The organism is Sphaerochaeta sp. UBA5849 (assembly GCA_002432715.1).
GTDB lineage: Bacteria > Spirochaetota > Spirochaetia > Sphaerochaetales > Sphaerochaetaceae > Sphaerochaeta.
This window is the reverse complement of the sequence record DJGJ01000002.1, coordinates 1-18,816: the sequence shown is the minus strand read 5'-3', so window position 1 is coordinate 18,816 and position 18,816 is coordinate 1. Positions and strand designations below refer to the sequence as shown.

Annotated in this window: 21 protein-coding genes; 11 read left to right on the top strand and 10 right to left on the bottom strand. The window is 51.9% G+C overall.

Translation table 11 applies throughout. The features are described 5' to 3' along the window. Positions 1 to 192 precede the first annotated feature (192 nt). The 8 genes from B3K89_RS00195 (at position 193) to B3K89_RS00160 (ending at position 9,563) form a co-directional block, all read left to right on the top strand. Positions 193 to 1,191, top strand: a complete 999-nt coding sequence (locus B3K89_RS00195; protein WP_293890713.1) for an ABC transporter substrate-binding protein — start codon at positions 193 to 195, stop codon at positions 1,189 to 1,191. Between the two features lie 68 nt (positions 1,192 to 1,259). Further along, positions 1,260 to 2,210, top strand: coding sequence for an ABC transporter permease (locus B3K89_RS00190; RefSeq protein WP_293890710.1), 951 nt, complete (start codon positions 1,260 to 1,262; stop codon positions 2,208 to 2,210). Continuing rightward, a complete protein-coding gene (locus B3K89_RS00185) occupies positions 2,203 to 2,994 on the top strand; it encodes an ABC transporter ATP-binding protein (protein WP_293890707.1) in 792 nt (263 codons plus the stop codon). The genes B3K89_RS00190 and B3K89_RS00185 overlap by 8 nt, the downstream gene beginning before the upstream one ends. Positions 2,995 to 3,073: 79 nt before the next feature. Further along, positions 3,074 to 4,420, top strand: coding sequence for an MATE family efflux transporter (locus tag B3K89_RS00180; protein ID WP_293890704.1), 1,347 nt, complete (start codon positions 3,074 to 3,076; stop codon positions 4,418 to 4,420). A 200-nt stretch (positions 4,421 to 4,620) separates the two neighbouring features. After that, the gene (gene chvE, locus B3K89_RS00175; RefSeq protein WP_293890701.1) at positions 4,621 to 5,700 is read left to right on the top strand and encodes a multiple monosaccharide ABC transporter substrate-binding protein; all 1,080 of its coding nucleotides are present in this window, start codon (positions 4,621 to 4,623) and stop codon (positions 5,698 to 5,700) included. A gap of 56 nt (positions 5,701 to 5,756) precedes the next feature. Continuing rightward, entirely contained in the window at positions 5,757 to 7,301 is a 1,545-nt protein-coding gene (gene mmsA / locus B3K89_RS00170; RefSeq protein WP_293890698.1) for a multiple monosaccharide ABC transporter ATP-binding protein, read from the top strand. Then, on the top strand, positions 7,298 to 8,479 hold the full coding sequence (gene mmsB / locus B3K89_RS00165; protein WP_293890695.1) for a multiple monosaccharide ABC transporter permease: 1,182 nt from the start codon (positions 7,298 to 7,300) through the stop codon (positions 8,477 to 8,479). Before mmsA ends, mmsB begins: the two co-directional genes overlap by 4 nt. A 52-nt stretch (positions 8,480 to 8,531) precedes the next feature. Further along, entirely contained in the window at positions 8,532 to 9,563 is a 1,032-nt protein-coding gene (locus B3K89_RS00160; RefSeq protein ID WP_293890692.1) for a LacI family DNA-binding transcriptional regulator, read from the top strand. 2 nt (positions 9,564 to 9,565) lie between these two features. Here B3K89_RS00160 and rsfS read toward each other — a convergent pair whose 3' ends face one another. The 7 genes from rsfS to rplU are packed head-to-tail and all read right to left on the bottom strand — an operon-like array spanning position 9,566 to position 13,380. Beyond that, complete coding sequence (gene rsfS, locus B3K89_RS00155; RefSeq protein WP_293890689.1) at positions 9,566 to 9,904, bottom strand: ribosome silencing factor; 339 nt, start codon at positions 9,902 to 9,904, stop codon at positions 9,566 to 9,568. A 6-nt stretch (positions 9,905 to 9,910) separates the two neighbouring features. Further along, on the bottom strand, positions 9,911 to 10,492 hold the full coding sequence (locus B3K89_RS00150) for a hypothetical protein (protein WP_293890686.1): 582 nt from the start codon (positions 10,490 to 10,492) through the stop codon (positions 9,911 to 9,913). Then, positions 10,489 to 11,073, bottom strand: coding sequence for a bis(5'-nucleosyl)-tetraphosphatase (symmetrical) YqeK (gene yqeK, locus B3K89_RS00145; protein WP_293890683.1), 585 nt, complete (start codon positions 11,071 to 11,073; stop codon positions 10,489 to 10,491). The genes B3K89_RS00150 and yqeK overlap by 4 nt, the downstream gene beginning before the upstream one ends. Continuing rightward, positions 11,042 to 11,677: a nicotinate (nicotinamide) nucleotide adenylyltransferase gene (gene nadD / locus B3K89_RS00140; RefSeq protein ID WP_293890680.1), complete on the bottom strand. Its 636-nt coding sequence runs from the start codon at positions 11,675 to 11,677 to the stop codon at positions 11,042 to 11,044. The genes yqeK and nadD overlap by 32 nt, the downstream gene beginning before the upstream one ends. 10 nt (positions 11,678 to 11,687) lie before the next feature. After that, entirely contained in the window at positions 11,688 to 12,770 is a 1,083-nt protein-coding gene (obgE, locus tag B3K89_RS00135; protein ID WP_293890677.1) for a GTPase ObgE, read from the bottom strand. Between the two features lie 31 nt (positions 12,771 to 12,801). Next, the gene (gene rpmA / locus B3K89_RS00130; protein WP_244771398.1) at positions 12,802 to 13,053 is read right to left on the bottom strand and encodes a 50S ribosomal protein L27; all 252 of its coding nucleotides are present in this window, start codon (positions 13,051 to 13,053) and stop codon (positions 12,802 to 12,804) included. 12 nt (positions 13,054 to 13,065) lie between these two features. Then, entirely contained in the window at positions 13,066 to 13,380 is a 315-nt protein-coding gene (rplU, locus tag B3K89_RS00125; protein WP_293890672.1) for a 50S ribosomal protein L21, read from the bottom strand. A gap of 144 nt (positions 13,381 to 13,524) precedes the next feature. On the opposite strand from rplU, the gene B3K89_RS00120 reads away from it, so the two are divergent. Beyond that, positions 13,525 to 14,100, top strand: coding sequence for a TetR/AcrR family transcriptional regulator (locus B3K89_RS00120; RefSeq protein ID WP_293890669.1), 576 nt, complete (start codon positions 13,525 to 13,527; stop codon positions 14,098 to 14,100). A gap of 1 nt (position 14,101) precedes the next feature. Here the strand turns inward: B3K89_RS00120 and argS are convergent, their stop codons facing one another. Further along, entirely contained in the window at positions 14,102 to 15,865 is a 1,764-nt protein-coding gene (gene argS, locus B3K89_RS00115) for an arginine--tRNA ligase (protein WP_293890666.1), read from the bottom strand. A 47-nt stretch (positions 15,866 to 15,912) separates the two neighbouring features. Next, positions 15,913 to 16,887: a biotin--[acetyl-CoA-carboxylase] ligase gene (locus B3K89_RS00110; RefSeq protein WP_293890663.1), complete on the bottom strand. Its 975-nt coding sequence runs from the start codon at positions 16,885 to 16,887 to the stop codon at positions 15,913 to 15,915. A gap of 83 nt (positions 16,888 to 16,970) precedes the next feature. On the opposite strand from B3K89_RS00110, the gene B3K89_RS00105 reads away from it, so the two are divergent. Together B3K89_RS00105 and epsC are read left to right on the top strand one after the other, a co-directional pair. Then, a complete protein-coding gene (locus B3K89_RS00105) occupies positions 16,971 to 17,513 on the top strand; it encodes a biotin transporter BioY (protein ID WP_293890660.1) in 543 nt (180 codons plus the stop codon). A gap of 40 nt (positions 17,514 to 17,553) precedes the next feature. Then, complete coding sequence (gene epsC / locus B3K89_RS00100; protein ID WP_293890658.1) at positions 17,554 to 18,474, top strand: serine O-acetyltransferase EpsC; 921 nt, start codon at positions 17,554 to 17,556, stop codon at positions 18,472 to 18,474. Here epsC and B3K89_RS00095 read toward each other — a convergent pair. Beyond that, a partial coding sequence (locus B3K89_RS00095; RefSeq protein WP_293890655.1) for a GNAT family N-acetyltransferase occupies positions 18,471 to 18,816 on the bottom strand: 346 nt, incomplete at its 5' end. The genes epsC and B3K89_RS00095 overlap by 4 nt on opposite strands.

The window sequence follows — 18,816 nt, the reverse complement described above, 5'->3', positions numbered from 1 at the left end:
GTTTGGAGCCTGCCTTATCGGGGCAGGCTCCTTTCTTTATCATTTCGATGTTCGAATACACAACATCCGATCATACCGAATGCATAATCTATGAATTAATATTCCGCAATTTGCATAACCTGATTTACAAATGATAAAAATAAGGCTATAGTTTTGCAAACGAAAAGGATTACCTGTTTTGGAGGAAATCAGATGAACATCACACGCCGCTCTCTGCTCACCCTTGCTCTCGTTCTCCTTCTGACTCTCAGCATCTTTGCTGCAGGGCAGACCGAAGCCAAAGCAAGCGCTACGTACAAGATTGGAGTCTCAAAGCTTCTCCCCCATCCAGCTCTCGACGCTGCCGAGAAAGGCTTGATGGATCACCTTGCCACCACCGGACTGTCGGTCTCCTTCGACTTGCAGAATGCCAATGGGGACATCTCAACCGCCTCCTCCATCGCTCAAAAGTTCAAGAGCGACAAGGTCGATGTTGCAGTAGGCATTGCAACTCCCTCAGCTCAGGCCCTTGCCCAGGTTTTCCCCGTCTCTTCCGGCACCCCGGTCGTATTCAGTGCCGTCACCGATGCCGATGAGGCTGGATTGGTGGCCGCAAATATCGCCGGTGTTTCCGACAAGAACCCGGTCGATGAGCAGATCAAGCTCTTGATCGACATAACCGGAGCCAAGCGCATCGGCAACATCTACGCTTCAGGTGAAGCCAATGGCGTGGTCCTCATGGAAATGGCAAAAGCCGCCTGCCAGAAGTACGGTGTTGAATTCGTTACAAGCGCGATCAGCAATTCCAGCGAAGTCAAAATGGCCGCCCAGTCGATCATCGACCGTGTCGATGCCATATACATCGCCACCGACAACGCAGTCATCAGCGCACTTGCTTCGGTCGATGATGTCACCACCAAGGCCAACAAGGTGCTCTTCAGTGCCGATCCCAGTGGTATTGAAGGGTTGAATGCCATGATTGCATGGGGCTTCGACTACTACAGCATCGGCATCGAGACCGGCAAGGTCATCGAGAGGATACTCAAGGGTGAAGAGGCAGGCTCGATTGGAACCGTCTATATCACCGATCCGACCAAGTTTGAACTGTGGTTCAATCTTGATACCGCCAAGAAGCTTGGCTATACTATTCCGCAGTCGCTGCAGGATGGTGCTGCTGTGCTCATCAAGGACGGAAAGAAAATCAGTCAGTAGATATGGCTGGACTAGTAATCGCCGGACTTGTAGAAGACCGGCGATTTTTTCTGCGTAAGGGGTTTTACATGATTGAAGGTATTTTTGTTGATGGCTTGATCTTTTCGATCATGGTCATCGGTATTCTCATCTCCTACCGTATTCTTGATTTTGCCGACCTGACCTGTGACGGCTCGGTAGCCACCGGGGCTGCAGTGGCCACCATGAGCATTGTAGCCGGCTTTCCGATTTTTGTAGCACTGCTGCTCGCATTCCTCTCCGGGGTCATCGCCGGTATGATAACGGCGGCAATCCACAACAAACTGAAAATTCCCGGTCTGTTGGCCGGTATCCTTACCATGACCATGCTCTATTCCATCAACCTGAGAGTGCTGGGCAACAAGGCAAACGTCCCCCTCCTCAGGGTTGAGACCATGTACTCCAAGCTCCCAAAAATTTTCAGTTCCATTCCCGGCGAATGGGCGGCGCTTCTTGGAACCCTGCTCGTCGTACTGTTTGTGAAAGTGTTGATTGACATTTTCTTCCGTACCGACTTGGGAGTTTCGATGGGGGCCATGGGCGGAAACGAGCAAATGGTAATCAGCCAGGGCATCAATCCCGATGTTCTAAAATTGATGGGAATCGGGCTTTCAAACGGCCTGATCGCTCTCTCGGGCGGACTTCTTGCCCAGTACCAGGGGTTTGCAGACGCCAACCTCGGCCAGGGCATGGTGGTCCAGGGTTTGGCCGCAATCATGATCGGTGAATTCCTTTTCTCCTCCAACCGCATCTCATTGCTCACCCTTCGTGCAATTCTGGGAGCGATCATCTACAAGGCTCTCATGTTCTTCGGACGCAAGTACGGCTATTTGGTGAACATCACCCCCAATGACTTCAAGTTGCTTACCGGCATCCTGGTCATCGCAAGTCTTTTCATTGCACAGACCCGGAGTGCAGCATCTTCTGCCGGGGCAAAGAAGAAAGCCATTGCAAGGTCGCAGGCCAGGCATGAGGCGAAGGAGGATTCCACCAATGCTTGATTTGAGCAACATCACCAAAGTATTCTATCCTGGAACGGTCAACGAGAAATTGGCTTTGGACAATATCAATCTGCATGTGAACAAAGGCGATGTTGTCTGTGTCGTCGGTTCCAACGGCTCGGGAAAATCCACCCTCTTCAACCTGATCAGCGGAACCTATCCGGTGACCAACGGCAAAATCATTTTCGACGGAACCGATGTGACGGCCAGCCCGGAATACAGGCGGGCCATGACGATCGGACGCATTTTCCAGGACCCGACCAAGGGAACGGCTGCAAACATGTCCATCGAGGACAATATGATTACCGCCGAAACAAAGGGAATGAAGGGCTTGCGAATAAGCCTCAACAATGAAAAGCGGGAACAGTTCCGCTCTCTTCTGCAACTGATTGGTCTGCAGGACAGGCTCAAGGACAATGTCGGGCTCCTCAGCGGTGGCCAACGCCAGGCACTCACACTGCTTATGACTGTCATGAGCAAGCCCAAAATGCTGCTGCTCGACGAGCATACCGCAGCCCTCGATCCGCGTAATGCCCAGATAGTCATGGACCTCACCGAGCGCTTTATCGCCGAGTACAAGCTCACCGCCTTGATGGTAACGCATAATATGCAGTTCGCCATTGATTTCGGCAACCGTCTGATCATGATGGACGAAGGAACCATCATCCTGGATGTCCAGGGTGAGGAAAAGTCGAATCTCACCGTGGAAGAACTGGTCAGGCTCTTCAAGAATCTAAGGAACAAGACCTATGCCAACGACGAGGCATTGCTGACGAAGGAGTAAAAGATCCAAAGGTGCTTGCCTCCTTTGGGTGTTCAGCCTAAGATAGGGCGAGGACCAGTTTGTGAAAGTCAATAAGCCAATGCAAGCGGCGTCAGAGCCAATGTTCACCCGCCGCTTTTTGTATACCCTGATCATACCCTTGGTGATCGAGCAATTTCTTGCCGTCTCCATCGGCATGGCCGACACCGTCATGGTTGCCTCGTCAGGGGAGGAGGCGGTAAGTGCCATCAGTTTGGTCGATTCCATCACCATTTTGGTGGTCACTTTATTTGCAGCATTCGCCACCGGGGGTGCTGTTGTTTCAAGTCAGTACCTGGGTAGAAAGGACTATGCATCGGCCAATAGTGCTGCAAAGCAGTTGTTGGTGCTCTCGGTGGTGGTCTCAACCATCATGATGCTGCTGTGCCTCCCGTTTCGCCGTCAAATCATCAGCTTCATCTTCGGCTCGATCGAGGAGCAGGTCCTTTCCAACGGCTCCACCTATTTCCTCTATATTCTTGTATCCCTCCCCTTTTTAGCCACCTACAACGCCTGTGCCTCCCTCTTCAGGTCAATGGGCAACAGCAAAGTAAACCTATGGGTGAGCATCATCATGAACCTTGTCAATGTGATAGGTAACGCCTATTTCATTTTCAGTCTCAAACTGGGTGTCACCGGAGCTGGACTTGCAACACTGCTGAGCAGGATCATCGGCTCGACGATCATCCTCATTCTCATTGCCAATCCGATGAATGTAATTTCAATCCGAAATTATCGAAGGCTTGAGTGGCGCACGGAGATGATTAAACGCATACTTCGCATAGGCATCCCTACCGGTATAGAGGGTTCGGTATTCCAGATCGGCAAGCTCCTTGTCCAAGGCTTCATCGCTGTTTTCGGGACAGCTTCCATCGCAGCAAACGCAATTTCAGGCTCAGTCACCTCGTTCATCAATATCCCGGGCGGAGCCATAGGGCTCGCCTCAATAACGGTCATCGGCCAAGCTATCGGCGCAAAGCGTCCAGACCAGGCTGTCCACTACGGCAAGCTTCTCCTCCTCATCACCTATATCGCCATGACTGCACTCGCCATTCCAGGATATTTTCTCACACCCTCGATCGTCAAGATCTTCAATCTCTCCGCAGATGCAACCGCGATGGCAAGCAATGTCATTCGCATCACCATGATCTTCAGCGCCACCATTTGGCCGACAGCCTTCGCACTCCCCAATTTTCTCAGGGCCGCCGGTGATGCAAAATTCACCATGGTGGTTTCCATGTTCAGCATGTGGGCTTTCCGGGTTGCCATGAGCTATTTCCTTGCCATCACCCTGAACTGGGGTATTTATGGCGTATGGGCAGGTATGTACATCGACTGGTTCAGCCGAAGCATTTTCTTCATTGTCAGATTCTTCGGCGGCAAGTGGAAAACTAAACGCGTCATATAGGCTCTTCTGTATGATTGTCGGTAAAATTCCATTATCACCCTTTACAAATCTGAAAAGTGGGCTATCATATACTTGAATGTGCCCGGGCACTACGCAGAACATTGATTATTTCTTCCTTGAGCTGTCAGCATCCGTCCTACGTATACCCCTTTACCGTCATGGTCAATCACTGGAGTAATCCAGAAAAAAAGGAGTCGTATATGAAAAAGAGTTTATGTGTCCTCTTGATCGTGTTGCTCACTGTAGCAACTCTCTTCGGAGCAGGAACAAAAGAAGATGCCTCTGTCATCAAGATCGGCGTTTCCATGCCCACCCAGAGCCTCCAGCGCTGGAATCAGGATGGTGCGAACATGAAGAGCCAGCTCGAAGCAGCAGGGTACAAGGTTGACTTGCAGTATGCAGGCGACAATGATATCCCCACCCAGGTTGCCCAGATTGAGAACATGATCACCACCGGTTGCAAGGTGTTGGTCATCGCTTCCATCGATGGATCGGCGCTGAGTGAAGTCCTGAAGCAGGCAAAAGCAAAGGACATCGCAGTCATTGCTTATGACCGCCTGATCATGAACACCGATGCCGTCACCTATTATGCCACCTTCGACAACTTCAAGGTCGGAACCATCCAGGGTACCTATATCCGCGATGCTCTGAAACTTGACAGCACCCCCGGCCCCTACTACATCGAGCTGTTCACCGGTTCTCCCGATGACAACAACATCAACTTCTTCTTTGGTGGTGCCATGTCGATTCTTGAGCCATACATCAAGAGCGGCAAGTTGATCGTCCGCTCCGGCCAGACCACCAAGGCCCAGGTTGCAACACTCAACTGGTCTACCGAAGAAGCCCAGAAGAGAATGGAAAACCTGATCACCGCGAACGGCTACGGCCCGAAGGGCAACCGCCTCGATGCAGTCTATTCTTCCAATGACTCCATCGCCAACGGTGTGACCAACGCTCTCGTTGCTGCAGGGTACACCAAGGACAACTTCCCGATTCTCACCGGTCAGGACTGCGACAAGCCTTCTGTAAAGAACATGATCCTGGGTCTGCAGAGCATGTCCATCTTCAAGGACACCCGCACCTTGGCAAGCAAGGTAGTCGAAATGGTCAATGCAATCGTCAAGGGCGAGAAAGTTGACATCAACGACACCGAGACCTACCACAATGGTGTGAAGGTTGTTCCTTCCTACCTGTGCGATCCTGTTTTTGCAACTGTTGACAACTACAAGGCTCTGTTGATCGACAGCGGCTACTACACTGAAGCTGATCTAAAGATCTGATTCTCCTTTGATCCTTTGCGGGCAACTTCGGTTGCCCGCATCTTTGGAGGTCCTTTTTGGAAACCCTATTACTGGAAATGAAACACATCACCAAGACCTTTCCCGGGGTCAGGGCTCTTCATGATGTGAACCTTCAAGTTCGTCCGGGAGAAATTCACGCCATAGTCGGAGAGAACGGGGCAGGCAAGTCCACACTGATGAACATCCTCAGTGGCGTCTATCCTGCTTCAACGTTTGATGGTGAAATTCTAGTGCATGGAAAACCTTGCCAATTCCACACCATCAAGGAAAGCGAGGAACAGGGAATCGTCATCATCCATCAGGAGTTGGCACTCGTTCCCTACCTCACCATTGCCGAGAACATGTTCTTGGGAAACGAGCAGGGCAGAATCTTTTCCATAGACTGGGACAAGACATACAGCCGTGCCGATGAGCTGCTTGCCTTGGTTGGACTTGAAGAGTCGAGCAAGACCGCCATCAAGGATATCGGGGTGGGAAAACAACAGCTCGTTGAGATTGCCAAGGCTTTGGCAAAGAATGTCAAGGTCCTCATCCTGGACGAGCCGACTGCATCCCTGAACGATACGGAAGCCAAGAAGCTGCTTGATCTGCTGCTGCAGTTCAAAGAGAGGGGAATGACCAGCATTCTCATCTCCCATAAGCTCAACGAAGTCTCCTATATTGCCGATCGCATCACCGTCATCCGTGATGGTGAAGTAATTACGACCATGGACAAAACCTTGGAAGCCTTCGATGAGAATAAGATCATCAAAGCCATGGTTGGCCGGAATATGAGCGACCGATTCCCCAAACGGAATGCCAAAATCGGTCCAGTTAGTCTTGAAGTAGAACATTGGACCGCTTATCACCCCATATACGAGGGGGTGAAAGTCTGTGAAGATATCAATCTCAAACTGCATCGGGGCGAAGTCGTCGGCATCAGCGGACTGATGGGATCGGGGCGTACGGAATTTGCCATGAGCCTCTTCGGAAAGAGTTACGGGCGCAATATCAGCGGAAAACTCAAGATAAACGGGAAGGAAGTCCAGCTGAATACCATCAAGAGCGCCATTCAAAACAAACTCGCCTATGTCACCGAGGACCGCAAAGGCAATGGTTTGATTCTCTCCAAGTCCATCATGCAAAACACCACCCTTGCAAAACTGGAAGCCATCAGCAAGCATCAGGTCATCGACCCGGATTTGGAGCTGAAGGTTGCAAAAGAGGTGAATGAGAAACTGCACACAAAATGCTCATCAGTCCTTGAGCAGGTGAACAACCTTTCAGGTGGGAACCAGCAGAAGGTCTTGCTGAGCAAATGGATTTTTGCAGAGCCCGATATCCTGTTGCTCGATGAACCGACAAGGGGAATCGATGTCGGGGCCAAGTACGAGATTTACTGCATCATCAATCAACTTGCCGAGGAAGGAAAGTCCATTCTCTTCATCTCGAGCGAAATGCCTGAGGTTCTTGGCATCTGCGACCGTATATACGTCCTCAGTGAAGGAAGGATAGTCGGGGAGATGCCGGGGTCCGAGGCAAGTCAGGAAAAAATCATGAAATGTATTGTACAGAACCAGAAAGGAGACCAACTGCCATGAGACACAGCCTAGGCATCAAAGACACGGTGAAGAAGAACTCCATGCTTATCGTTCTTCTGGCTACCATGCTTCTCTTCCAAGTGCTCATCAGCAGCAGTGGGAGGGGCTCCCTTTTCGCCCCTGCCAATATTTCCAACCTCATCAGCCAAAACGCGTATGTTGTAATTTTGGCGAGCGGCATGTTGCTGTGCATCCTCACCGGTGGAAACATCGATCTCTCGGTTGGTTCGGTTGTAGCACTGGTCGGAGCGCTGGCGGGAACACTGATCGTCAACCTGCATTGGAACATCTATCTGTCGATTGTGATTTGCCTGTTGGCAGGTCTGGCTATCGGGGCATGGCAGGGCTTCTGGATTGCGTATGTCCGCATTCCTCCCTTCATCACAACACTAGCAGGAATGCTGTTGTGGAGAGGCGTCGCCCTTTTGATCCTCAATGGATTGACCATCTCCCCCTTCCCCGCCGAGTACACCAGATACTTCAACAGCTTCCTCCCCAATACTGAGGATGGTGCAACCATTTTCTCGGTAACCGTCTTCGTAGGGGTCGTCATCTGTCTGATTTATGGTACTTGGACTTTTTTCGATCGGTATACGAAGAAAAAGAAGGGGTATGCAACCGAGCCGCTGACCATCACGTTGACCAAGGTCATCCTGCTTTCGATTGCTGTCCTGATAGTTTTTTCCCTGCTCGGCAGACACAAGGGTGTGCCGGTGGTCTTGATTCTCCTCGCAATCATCGTATTGGGCTACAGCTACTTCACCGCCCGCACGGTGCCGGGCAGACATCTCTATGCCATGGGCGGCAATGAAAAGGCTGCAAAACTTTCAGGTATCGATACCAACCGGGTCCTTTTCTTCGCATATACGAACATGGGATTCCTCTCTGCTGTTGCCGCCTTGGTGGGTGTGGCTCGTTTCAACTCGGCTGCTCCAACAGCCGGAACCAACTATGAGATGGATGCCATCGGCTCCTGCTTCATCGGCGGTGCAAGTGCCTATGGCGGAACCGGAACCATCGGAGGAGCAATCATCGGTGCAATTTTCATGGGTGTTCTGAACAATGGTATGTCCATTCTCGGTATTGACGCCAACTGGCAGAAAGCCGTAAAAGGTATCGTAGTACTAGCAGCGGTGGCATTTGATGTTATCAGTAAGAAACAGGTGAAATCGAACTAGACACTGTTGCCAAGTTGTATGTAGTAGCTTATTCTCTGCTAAAAGGACAACCATGGCTGTTACGATTAGGGATATTGCAAAGAAGGCTGGAGTATCCAGAGGGACGGTGGACCGGGTACTCCACAATAGGAAAGGCGTCAACGAAGAGGTTGCCTCCAGGGTTCGAACCATAGCCAACGAGCTGGGATTCATTCCTAATCTTGCCGGGAAAGCCTTGGCGACCCGCAAGCAACCTCTGAGGATCGGGTGCCTGCTTCCAAGCATCGGCAATCCGTTCTTTTCTGATGTCATTGCGGGCTTTAGGCAGGCTGAACGGGAACTCGCTGACTTTGGCGTCTCTGTCGACATTATGGAAGTGAAATCGTTTGATCAATCCGTTCACCTCGATGCCATCGAGACGCTGCAGAGCAAGCGCTATGACGGTCTGTGCATTACCACCATCAACGTAGAGCCGGTTATTGCGGCGATTGACAAGATTACCGAGGCCGGCACAACCGTTGTCACCGTCAATACAGATATCAGTGATACACATCGCCTGTGCTATGTCGGACCGGATTACTATCTCGGGGGAACAACGGCAAGCGGCCTGCTAAGCTTGGTTTGCAAGCAAATCGAGCAAAAAATCCTGATTGTCACCGGATCGTTCAATATCAAGGGGCACCAGGAGCGCATCAGAGGATTTCTGGAGGGACTGACAGAACGCAAGATGCCTCATACCATAGTCGACGTCATCGAGAGTCTTGATGACAACGATAAGGCATATGAGCGAACCCTCTCCTGCCTGAAAATGAATCCCGAGACCAACTGTCTCTACTTGACTGCGGCCGGTGTGCAGGGAGCATGTAAAGCTGTTCAGGAATTGGGAAAGGCAGGGATTATCCGCATTCTTTGCTTCGATGACATTCCAACCACAAAAACACTGATCAAGGAAGGAGTCATAACCTTCACCATTTGTCAGGAGCCTCAACGACAGGGCTACGATGCCATCCAGAAGCTGTTTTTTCATCTGATGAATCAGCAGGAGCCTGTCGTCGATACCATAACCAGAACCATCATCAAGATTCGGGAGAACCTTGACGATTGATCCTACCGTTCCCGTTTCTGCCAGAGTTTTTCCAATGAATAAAATTCCCTCAACTCGGGACTCATCAGATGGATTACAATATCGGAACAGTCGATGAGTTCCCAGCCATCACCGGCGGGATTCTTGTGTCGGTTGGCAACCTCAAGACCGAGATCGTTCAGTTCTCCCCAAATCTCATGGGCGACACCTTTGAGGTGGCCGACGCTGGAGACCGTGGCGATAATGAAACAATCAGCCCAAGAACACTCCTCCGATACATCAAGGATGCTTACATCCTTGCACTTATGGTCTTCAAGAAATTGGCCGATCGCCTGGGCATTAGCCAGTACCAAGTCATTCATTCTCATTTACTCCTTACGCTGGACGCGCCTGATTTCCTCTACATAACGCTTGAGATGGGCTCTCAGGAGCTCCCAGTCGGTATTCTGCGATAGTGCAAGACTCGTTCGCAAATCAAAGACAGTTGCTTGCTTGACTGTCTCAAGCATTCCAAACGGATCAGACTGACCAGTAATGGAAGCCAGTGTATCGGCCAGGAAGGTTTTCCTCAAGTGGCTTGCCCCTTCAGATAAGACTTCAAGGCAGAGTGCGGCATCAACGTCGCCGGCCGGTACTCCCCTGGCGGTTGCAGAGAGTGTTACAGCCAATTTGCCAAAGGAAACCAAGGAATCGTAGCTTGCCTGCCTCACATTCGATGACGGCAGCCCCACAAGCTGTACAACGGCCATGGCAGGGTCGGAGTGTGAGTAGGTTGCAAACCCGTCGACCACCGCTTGCGGCAGCAACAACACTGCCAGATGGTCGTTCTCGATCCAACTGACACAGGCAAGCTCTCCATCACTGAGCAGATATTCAGCTTCCACCAGGGAAGGGCTGCAGCTGCAAAATAGTGTACTGAACAGAGCGAGCATGAGTGCCAATTTGCTCAAAACTTCCCTCCGCTGCAAAGAAAACGATAGAGCTCTTCCGAGCAGGCACTTATTTGCTTGTCTTTCGAAGCCAAGTAAACCCTCTCTTGCTCCAAAACAGCCAAACAGAGCTCTTCGGGTGTGGCCAGAGCCAAAAGACGCTCCCTATCCTGCTGCCCAAGGTGCGTTCGATTTGGTTCAAGGTAATCGGAAACATACACCAAAAGACCCATGAGTCCCATATGGATGCTGCCCAGGGAGTGGTAGCGCACGGCTGTACACACCGCTTTGGAAAATCCTCTGGCTGAGAGCAGGGAAGCGGCAACCGGAGCATGCAGCAACACCGGATATTCGCGCTCCTCGCCCAACAGGTGCAGATTGTGTGCAAGTGCGTAATCGACCAACTGCTCCTTGCTCCACTCACGTGCCATGTCATGCATGAGCGCTGCAACATACAGCTCTGCTTGGTCGAGATGAAGCGAATATCTCGTATCGAGCTGCAGGCAGGTCTGTGCAACAGCCAGGCTGTGACGGTAGCGCCTCTCACTCAAACTCTCTTTCAGCTCAGCCTCAAGAGCGGTACAGCCAATGCTCTCGTACATAGCGGGCAACCTCCTTGGGCATCAAGCGCTCGATATCATCACCAAGTTCCTGCCGTCCTTGCAACTGTCTGCATCGATTCCTGATTATCGTGGAGCTGTCCTGCAGGAGGGGATTGTCCAGATACAGGACATCGGCACCGAGGTCGCCCAGCTTTTCAGCACTGCCTTCCCGCCTGATGACTACGAAGGTGACCAGTTCCTTCAATTGTTCATAGGCATGCCACCGGTTCAATCCCGAGAGCAGATCATCTCCCATGACCACGGCAAGCCTGCCCTGGATGGAGTATTGCAGATACAGGTATTTTACGGTGTCATAGGTGTAGGATACTCCGCCGCGCACCAGTTCGCAATCTTCGGCGATGAACTGGACCGGGGGGTCGTCTGGATACAATTGGGGGTAGGAAGCAAAACCAAGGCGGAGCATGTTCATGCGATGCTCTGCGGAAGCAGGATTTACATCCTGCTTGAAGTTGTTGCGTGCAACAGGTACGAAAATGAACCTTCTATAGTTGGTGGAGGTGACAACCGTATGAACCAGATGGAGATGCCCCAAATGTACGGGATCAAAGCTTCCGCCTACCATTGCAGTCGGTTCTGCCGCCAAAACAAGCCTCCTAGTGGCTTTCGTTCTCGGAAGGATAGTATGCATCAAGGTCGACCGTTGAGGAAAAGCCCCCTTGGGCGCCTTCATGCAAAGCCTTGCTTGCTGCATCCTCATTCCGGCTAACCATGCGTATGAAAGCCTGCCTCACATCCTCAACCCCCATCTCAAGGTAGACGCAGAGTCCGATGACCTCTTTGTCAGCGTACTTCTGCTTCAACTCCTCAAGCCTCTCTGCAGTCCCCGGTTCATCGAGTTTTGTCCCGATGATTACCTGCTGCTTATTCAATAGCTCAGGCTCGTACGCCTCAAGCTCCTTGCAAAGTATATCATAAGCATCCAGATACCGGTCATCCGAAAGATCGATCAGGAAGGCAAGACCAGCGGTCCTGCTGATGTGCCTGAGAAACTTGATTCCCATGCCCGCTCCCTCGCTGGCCCCTTCAATGAGGCCGGGAATATCTGCGAGCACGATGTCGTGCTCACCGTAGCGCATCATGCCAAGCTGGGGAATCTTGGTGGTGAAGGGATACCCTGCCACCTTGGTACGTGCATTGGTAAGCATGTTCAGCAAACTCGACTTGCCTGCATTGGGAAACCCGACGAAGCCGATGTCGGCGATCACCAAAAGCTCCACACCGATGCGCATCTCTTCACCCTTTTCACCAGGTTGGGCGAAACGGGGAGCTTGACGGGTAGCTGTGCGAAAGTGATAGTTTCCCTGCCCGCCGCGGCCGCCTTTGAGAAAGACCCAGCGGTCGACACCGGTAAGGTCCTTGATGACCTCTCCGGTCTCGGCATTCTTGATGACGGTTCCGGGTGGAACAGGAATCTCGATGTCGACTCCATCACGACCGTAACACCGTTCACCACTGCCGTTTTTTCCGTTTTCTGCACGGTAGGTACGGACAAGCTTCAAGTGGGCGAGCGTTCTCAAGTTATGCTTGACGACAAATACGACATCCCCGCCTCGGCCGCCGTCGCCACCGTCCGGGCCTCCCTTGGGAACATACTTTTCCCGTCGGAAGGAAACACAACCGTTGCCCCCGTTTCCGGAGGCAACATCAAGATACGTCTCGTCTGAAAATCCAAACATGCATTCGTTATCTTCGGCTTTCGCCTATCGTTTACTCAGTTACGATGCTGATATACTTGCGGTTGTTTCTGCTGTGGAACAGAACAGTACCTTCAGCTTTTGCAAACAGCGTATAATCGGAACCGAGGCCTACATTCTGACCAGGATGGAACTTGGTTCCATGCTGGCGAACAAGGACTTCACCTGCTTTGACCAACTGGCCACCAAAGCGCTTCACACCCAGACGCTGGGAATTCGAATCGCGACCATTGCGGGAACTTCCGCCACCTTTCTTATGTGCCATCTTGCGTCCTCCTTATGCAATGATCTTGTCGATCGTGATCAGGGAGTACCGCTGGCGGTGACCCTGGGTCCTTTTATAGCCCTTGCGGCGCTTCTTTTTGAACACTCTGATCTTGTCACCCTTGAGTTCGCCTACCAGGGTCGCCTTGACCACTGCATCAGCTACATACGGGGTGCCAAACTTTGCATTGCTCTCATCCACAATGGCGAGAACGGTGGCGTACTCAAGGGAAGAACCTGCCTCACAGCTGCTGATATGATCAACCTGGACGGTTTCCCCTTCGACGGCCTTGTACTGCTTTCCGAGAATCTCTACAAGTGCGTACATGTCGATATTCATCCTTCGATTTAGTTTGTGCCTATCTCTTATACCACACTTGCAGATAAAGACTCAACAGTTTTTTAAAATAAGTGATTGAAAAACAAAGAAAAAGCTCTTGAAAAATTACCGACCGATAGGTTAGTATTGGCTATGCATACCACCTCGACCAAACAAAACCTCATCCTATCACTGCTTAAACTTGGCTCTGAACAAGGCTTGCAAGCCATATCGCTCTCGACCCTTGCAAAGGAAAACAAGATCAGCAAAGCTGCATTGTATCATCACTTTGCAAGCAGGGAAGCCATGATCGAGGAGCTGTTCTCCTATTGCAACACCCTCGCCTACCAGCAGATGGCTACCATCAGCCTATCAGGGAGCCCGGCCGAGGTCCTCAGTCGTGCAATGGATCACTGGCATGACCTGTATGCCAATGCACCGATGCGCTACTTCTACCGCATCATCCAAACAGAAGCCCTGACGCACCCGGCGGCGAAAGCAATACAGACAACCTTGGATGAGATGCTTCAAGGCCAAAGCAGAATTCTTCTGGAAAGCCTCAGTGAATCATCCCGGCTGGTCATCGAGGACATCGACCTTGCCGTTCTCACCTTCAGTTCCGTCGTCCAGCAGTTTCTCAGGCGGATACTCCTGGACGAAACAGAGGACCTGGAGTGGGAGGAGGAACGCTTCATCCAGAATTTCTGCACCCTCTACCAAGGCCGATGAATCACATCGATGCAAGAAACGGGATGCCGACCAGACCAAAGGCGTTCTTCAGCACCTGCAGGACCATTGTAGCGAGCTCGATGCGGCTGCGTACCAAATCAGGGGTGGCCGCCTTGAGCACCGGATTGTCGTGATACCAGCGGGAAAAGAGCTTGGACAAGTCATACAGGTAGGAGCAGAGCAAGGAAGGATCGTACGAAGCACCCGCCTTCCGGACCACCTCGGGATAGAGGGCGATCTGCTTGATCAACTCACGCTCATCACTGAGGGTGAGCAGGCTGCTGTCAAAGCCAAGCTTCTGGATGTCTGCATACTCACTCTCATACTTACGCAGCATGCTTGAGATTCTTGCACCCATGTACTGAAGATACGGACCCGTATTCCCGTTGAAAGAGATGGACTCGGCCGGATTGAAAATCATATCCTTGGTGGGAGTAACCTGCAACAGATAGTAGTTCAATGCCCCCAAGGCAATGCTTTGGCTGGTTTTCTCAATATCATCAACCAAGGCTTCGCGTTCCTTTGCCTCGATTTCCTTGCGGGCCAGCGACGTAAGGGTGTCTACCAACTCGTCTGCATCGACTACAGTCCCTTCCCTGCTCTTCATCTTCCCGTCCGGCAGGTTGACCATGCCGTAGGAGAGATGATGCAGGTCCTTGGCCCAGTCATAACCAAGCCGATCAAGGACATAGAAAAGAACCCGGAAATGGTACTGCTGTTCGCTGGCCACGACGTAAATGAGGGAATCAAACGGCCAATCCTTGTGGCGCATGATGGCCGTCCCAACGTCCTGGGTCATATAGAGACTGGTTCCATCCTTGCGAAGCAGAACCTTCTTATCAAGCTTGATAGGCTCGAGGTCGACCCATACCGAACCGTCCTCCTCGCGATAGAAGACTCCCTGTTCGAGGCCCTTGAGAATCTCATCCTTGCCGTACTTGTACGTTTCAGACTCATAGTAGTAGGCATCGAAACTGATACCCATCTTCTGGTAACTCTCGTGCAGGCCGTCGAGCGTCCAGCCGTTCATCAACTTCCATAGTTCGATAACCTGCTCATTGCCGGCCTCCCACTGCCTGAGCATCTCTTGGGCCTGGTCCTCAGCAGTAGGATCCTCCTTTGCCCACTGGGCAAACATCACATAGTACTTTCCAACCAAGTGGTCACCCTTGATGCCGCTGGATTGCGGGGTTTCCCCATTGCCGAACTTTTGGTAGGCAAGCATCGATTTGCAGATATGCACCCCGCGGTTGTTGATCAAGTTGACCTTGCGGACAGTCGCACCGTTTGCCTTGAGGATTGCAGCTACGCTTTCACCAAGGCTGTCGTTGCGCATATGGCCCAAATGCAACGGCTTGTTGGTATTCGGGCAGCTGAACTCAATGGTCACACGCTTTTCGGCCATACTCTTATTGGTTCCATAGAGCTCTTTTTGCTCGGACAGTTGCACAGAGAGCGCAGTGGCAAGGGCCGCCGTGTCGATGCGCACGTTCAGATACGGTCCGGCAACCAGCAAATCCCCCAACGGACGGTCTTCAACCTTCTCAAGGCGGGTCTTGAGGGAGGATGCAAGCATGGGAGGGGCGGTTCTCAGCATTTTTGCGTACGCAAAAAGCGGGAAAGCCAAATCACCCAGCTCGGGTTTCGGCGGCGTCTGAACAGCAAGGGGAGGAAGCTGTACATCCGTCCCAAACACTTCTTTTGCATAGAGAGCCAACTGTTCTTCAATGAGCGACTTCCAAGTCTCGCGTACGGCATCAAGCATCTGTTCGTTCCTTTCTCTGTAAATACCGACTATACACCAAAAAAAACTCAGACTTCAAGTCGAATGCTGATCTCGGCGGAGCTGAGCACACGCTGCATCCCACTTTCATCCTCCACAATCAGGTGGGCATCATCGTCGATTCCCACTGCTGTTGCAGAAAAAGCCTGCCTGCCTTGATGAACCGTAATGTTGCGGCCCAACAAGAGAGAGCGATCACGATACACCGACAAGAAGGAGCGGTCCGGCAACCTGGAAACCAATGCATGCAGGTTGTGCACCACCTCAGAGACCAGGGCATTTGCATCAAAGGAGGGCGGCACTGAAGCGGGACCGTCATACAACGAGGTCGCCAAAGGCCTCAGCTCTTCGGGAAAGGCGGCCTGCGGGATGCAGAAATTTATTCCGATGCCTACAACCACCGCACTCAGGCTTCCGCTCTCTACCCCCAACACCCCCTCGGTGAGGATCCCGCATACTTTTTTCCCTTCCCAATAGAGGTCGTTGACCCACTTGATCCGACACTGTTTGCCACTGACATGTTCTATAGCCTCCAAGGCAGCCACACTGGCGGCACTGGTGATGAGTTGCGCCGATTCCAAGGTGAACCCCATCGGCAGCAGGACACTGAGATAAAGGCCTCCCTTCGGGCTGAAAAAGGTACGGCCGAGCCTTCCCCTGCCTCCGCTCTGATAGGTTGCAACAACTACAGCCGGTCGTTGCCCGTGTTCGGAAGCAAGGACTTTCGCATAGCGGTTGGTTGAGTCGAGCGAATCGAAAAGATGTACTTCGAAGGAAGGAAGCAACCCAGCCAATCGTTCCTTGTTCAGCAGGGTGGTGGCGGTCAACAACCGGTAGCCCCTGCGGGAGATGCCTTCGATGACATGGCCTTGGTCACGCAGGCTCTCCATGGCTTTCCACACGGCGCTTCGGCTAATGCCCAACCCTGTGGCAAGCTCTTGGCCTGAAAGATAGCGATCGCGGTTCTGTTCCAAAAGATGGAGTACTGTTTGCTCACTTGTCATAACCGTGATGGTAGGCAAGAGGACTTTAATTGTCAACCTGATTCGTGTTTACAATTACAAAACCTCCATGGTACAGTCGAACCATGCAATACAAACGACTGTTAATGATTTCGCTTTTCAGTGCCCTGATCATCATAGGAGCATATCTGAGGTTTCCACTCCCACCGGTCCCCATCACCCTGCAAACGCTCTTTGTACTGCTTGCAGGTTTTCTCGGGGGAACAAGGACAGCCCTAGCAAGTACGGCCGTCTATCTTTTGCTCGGTGCCATCGGACTTCCCGTCTTTTCAAGCGGAGGGGGTCTGGGCAACCTGATGGGGCCGACAGGAGGCTTCTTGATCGCTCTGCTGCCTGCTGCATGCATTGCCGGATTCGCAGGGAATTTTGCCCAAAAAGCAGAAAAACCAAGAACATACTACACACTCTGCCTGCTTTACGGGCTTATCGCGACGCTTGTCGTCTATCTGGTGGGAGTCCCCTTTTTGAAATACAACCGTTCACTCTCGTGGAGTGTCGCCATCCAAGCCGGAATGCTGCCCTTTTTGATCGGAGACTGCATCAAACTGCTGGCTGCGGCGCACCTGGCCAGAAGCTTTCATCCAAGAATGGCCCAGTTGCTGGGCTGAGCTCTTGCATAAAAGCCTACAAGGCACGTATGGTATGGTCATGAACCAGTGCACAGAACAGCAATTCGATGCTTCAGCCTATATTCCCGCATTTTTGGGAACCTTTGACAGGGTGGCCGGCAATGCCAATTTCCACGGTCTCAAGCCGCTTCCCCAGATGCTCGTCATCGGCGATATTTCCAACGAGCTGCTTGAGCTCATGTTTCCAGGCCGCTGCGGTCGTGACCAAGCAAATTTGAGCTTGCAAGAAATTTTAACCATGCAGTTGAACAAGGTCTGTTCCTTGCTCAAAGGACAGCTTGTGCTCGCCTACCGGTATGACAATCCCTCACTCGAGATTTGTGAAGCACAGGAAAAAGCCGACCAAACAGTAAGAAACCTGTGTGAACGACTGCCCCGGTTGCGGGCGAGCCTGAAAATGGATGCACGGGCGGCCTTCGAGGGAGACCCTGCAGCACGGAATATCAGGGAGGTCATTCTCTCCTATCCCTGCATCAAGACCCTCACCATCCACAGGGTGGCTCATGAGCTGTTTATGATGGAAGTTCCCCTTCTGCCGAGAATGATGAACGAGTATGCCCATAAAGAGACGGGCATCGACATCCACCCCGGGGCTGTGATCGGCAACTCATTCTTCATCGACCATGGTACGGGTACCGTCATCGGGGAGACGACGGTGATCGGGAACAATGTAAAACTCTACCAGGGAGTGACATTGGGAGCCTTGAGCTTTCCCAAGGATGCCTGCGGCGCTCTGATCAGGGGAACCAAGCGGCATCCAACCATCGAGGATAATGTCACCATCTACTCCAATGCAACCGTATTGGGGGACATCACCATCGGCCGGAACGCAGTCATCGGGTCCAACGTCTGGATAAAGGAATCGGTTCCTGCCGACACCATGGTGATGATCCAAGAGCCGCAAATCACCTTCAGGGATTTGAAGATGCGCAAGTCTTAGGGTCGGGCTTCATCGTTGCATAGTGCATAGCGGAGGTGGTCCTCCCACCTCCCGTTCAAAAACAAGTAATCGCGGCACACTCCCTCATCGAGAAACCCAAGCCGTGTGACCAAACGCCTGCTTGCCTCATTCGAGCTCATGATATGAGCCTCGAGACGGTGCAGTTTCATATGGTCGAAGGCATACGAAATGACTGAAGCAACCGCCTCGGTGCCGTATCCCTGCCTCCAGAACCCAGATCCGATGCTGTAGCCGATTTTTGCCGAAAGGCTTGCACCCCAAACGATATGGTTGAGATATACGGTACCCACTATATGCTTCCGATCCTGTTTTAAAAAAAAG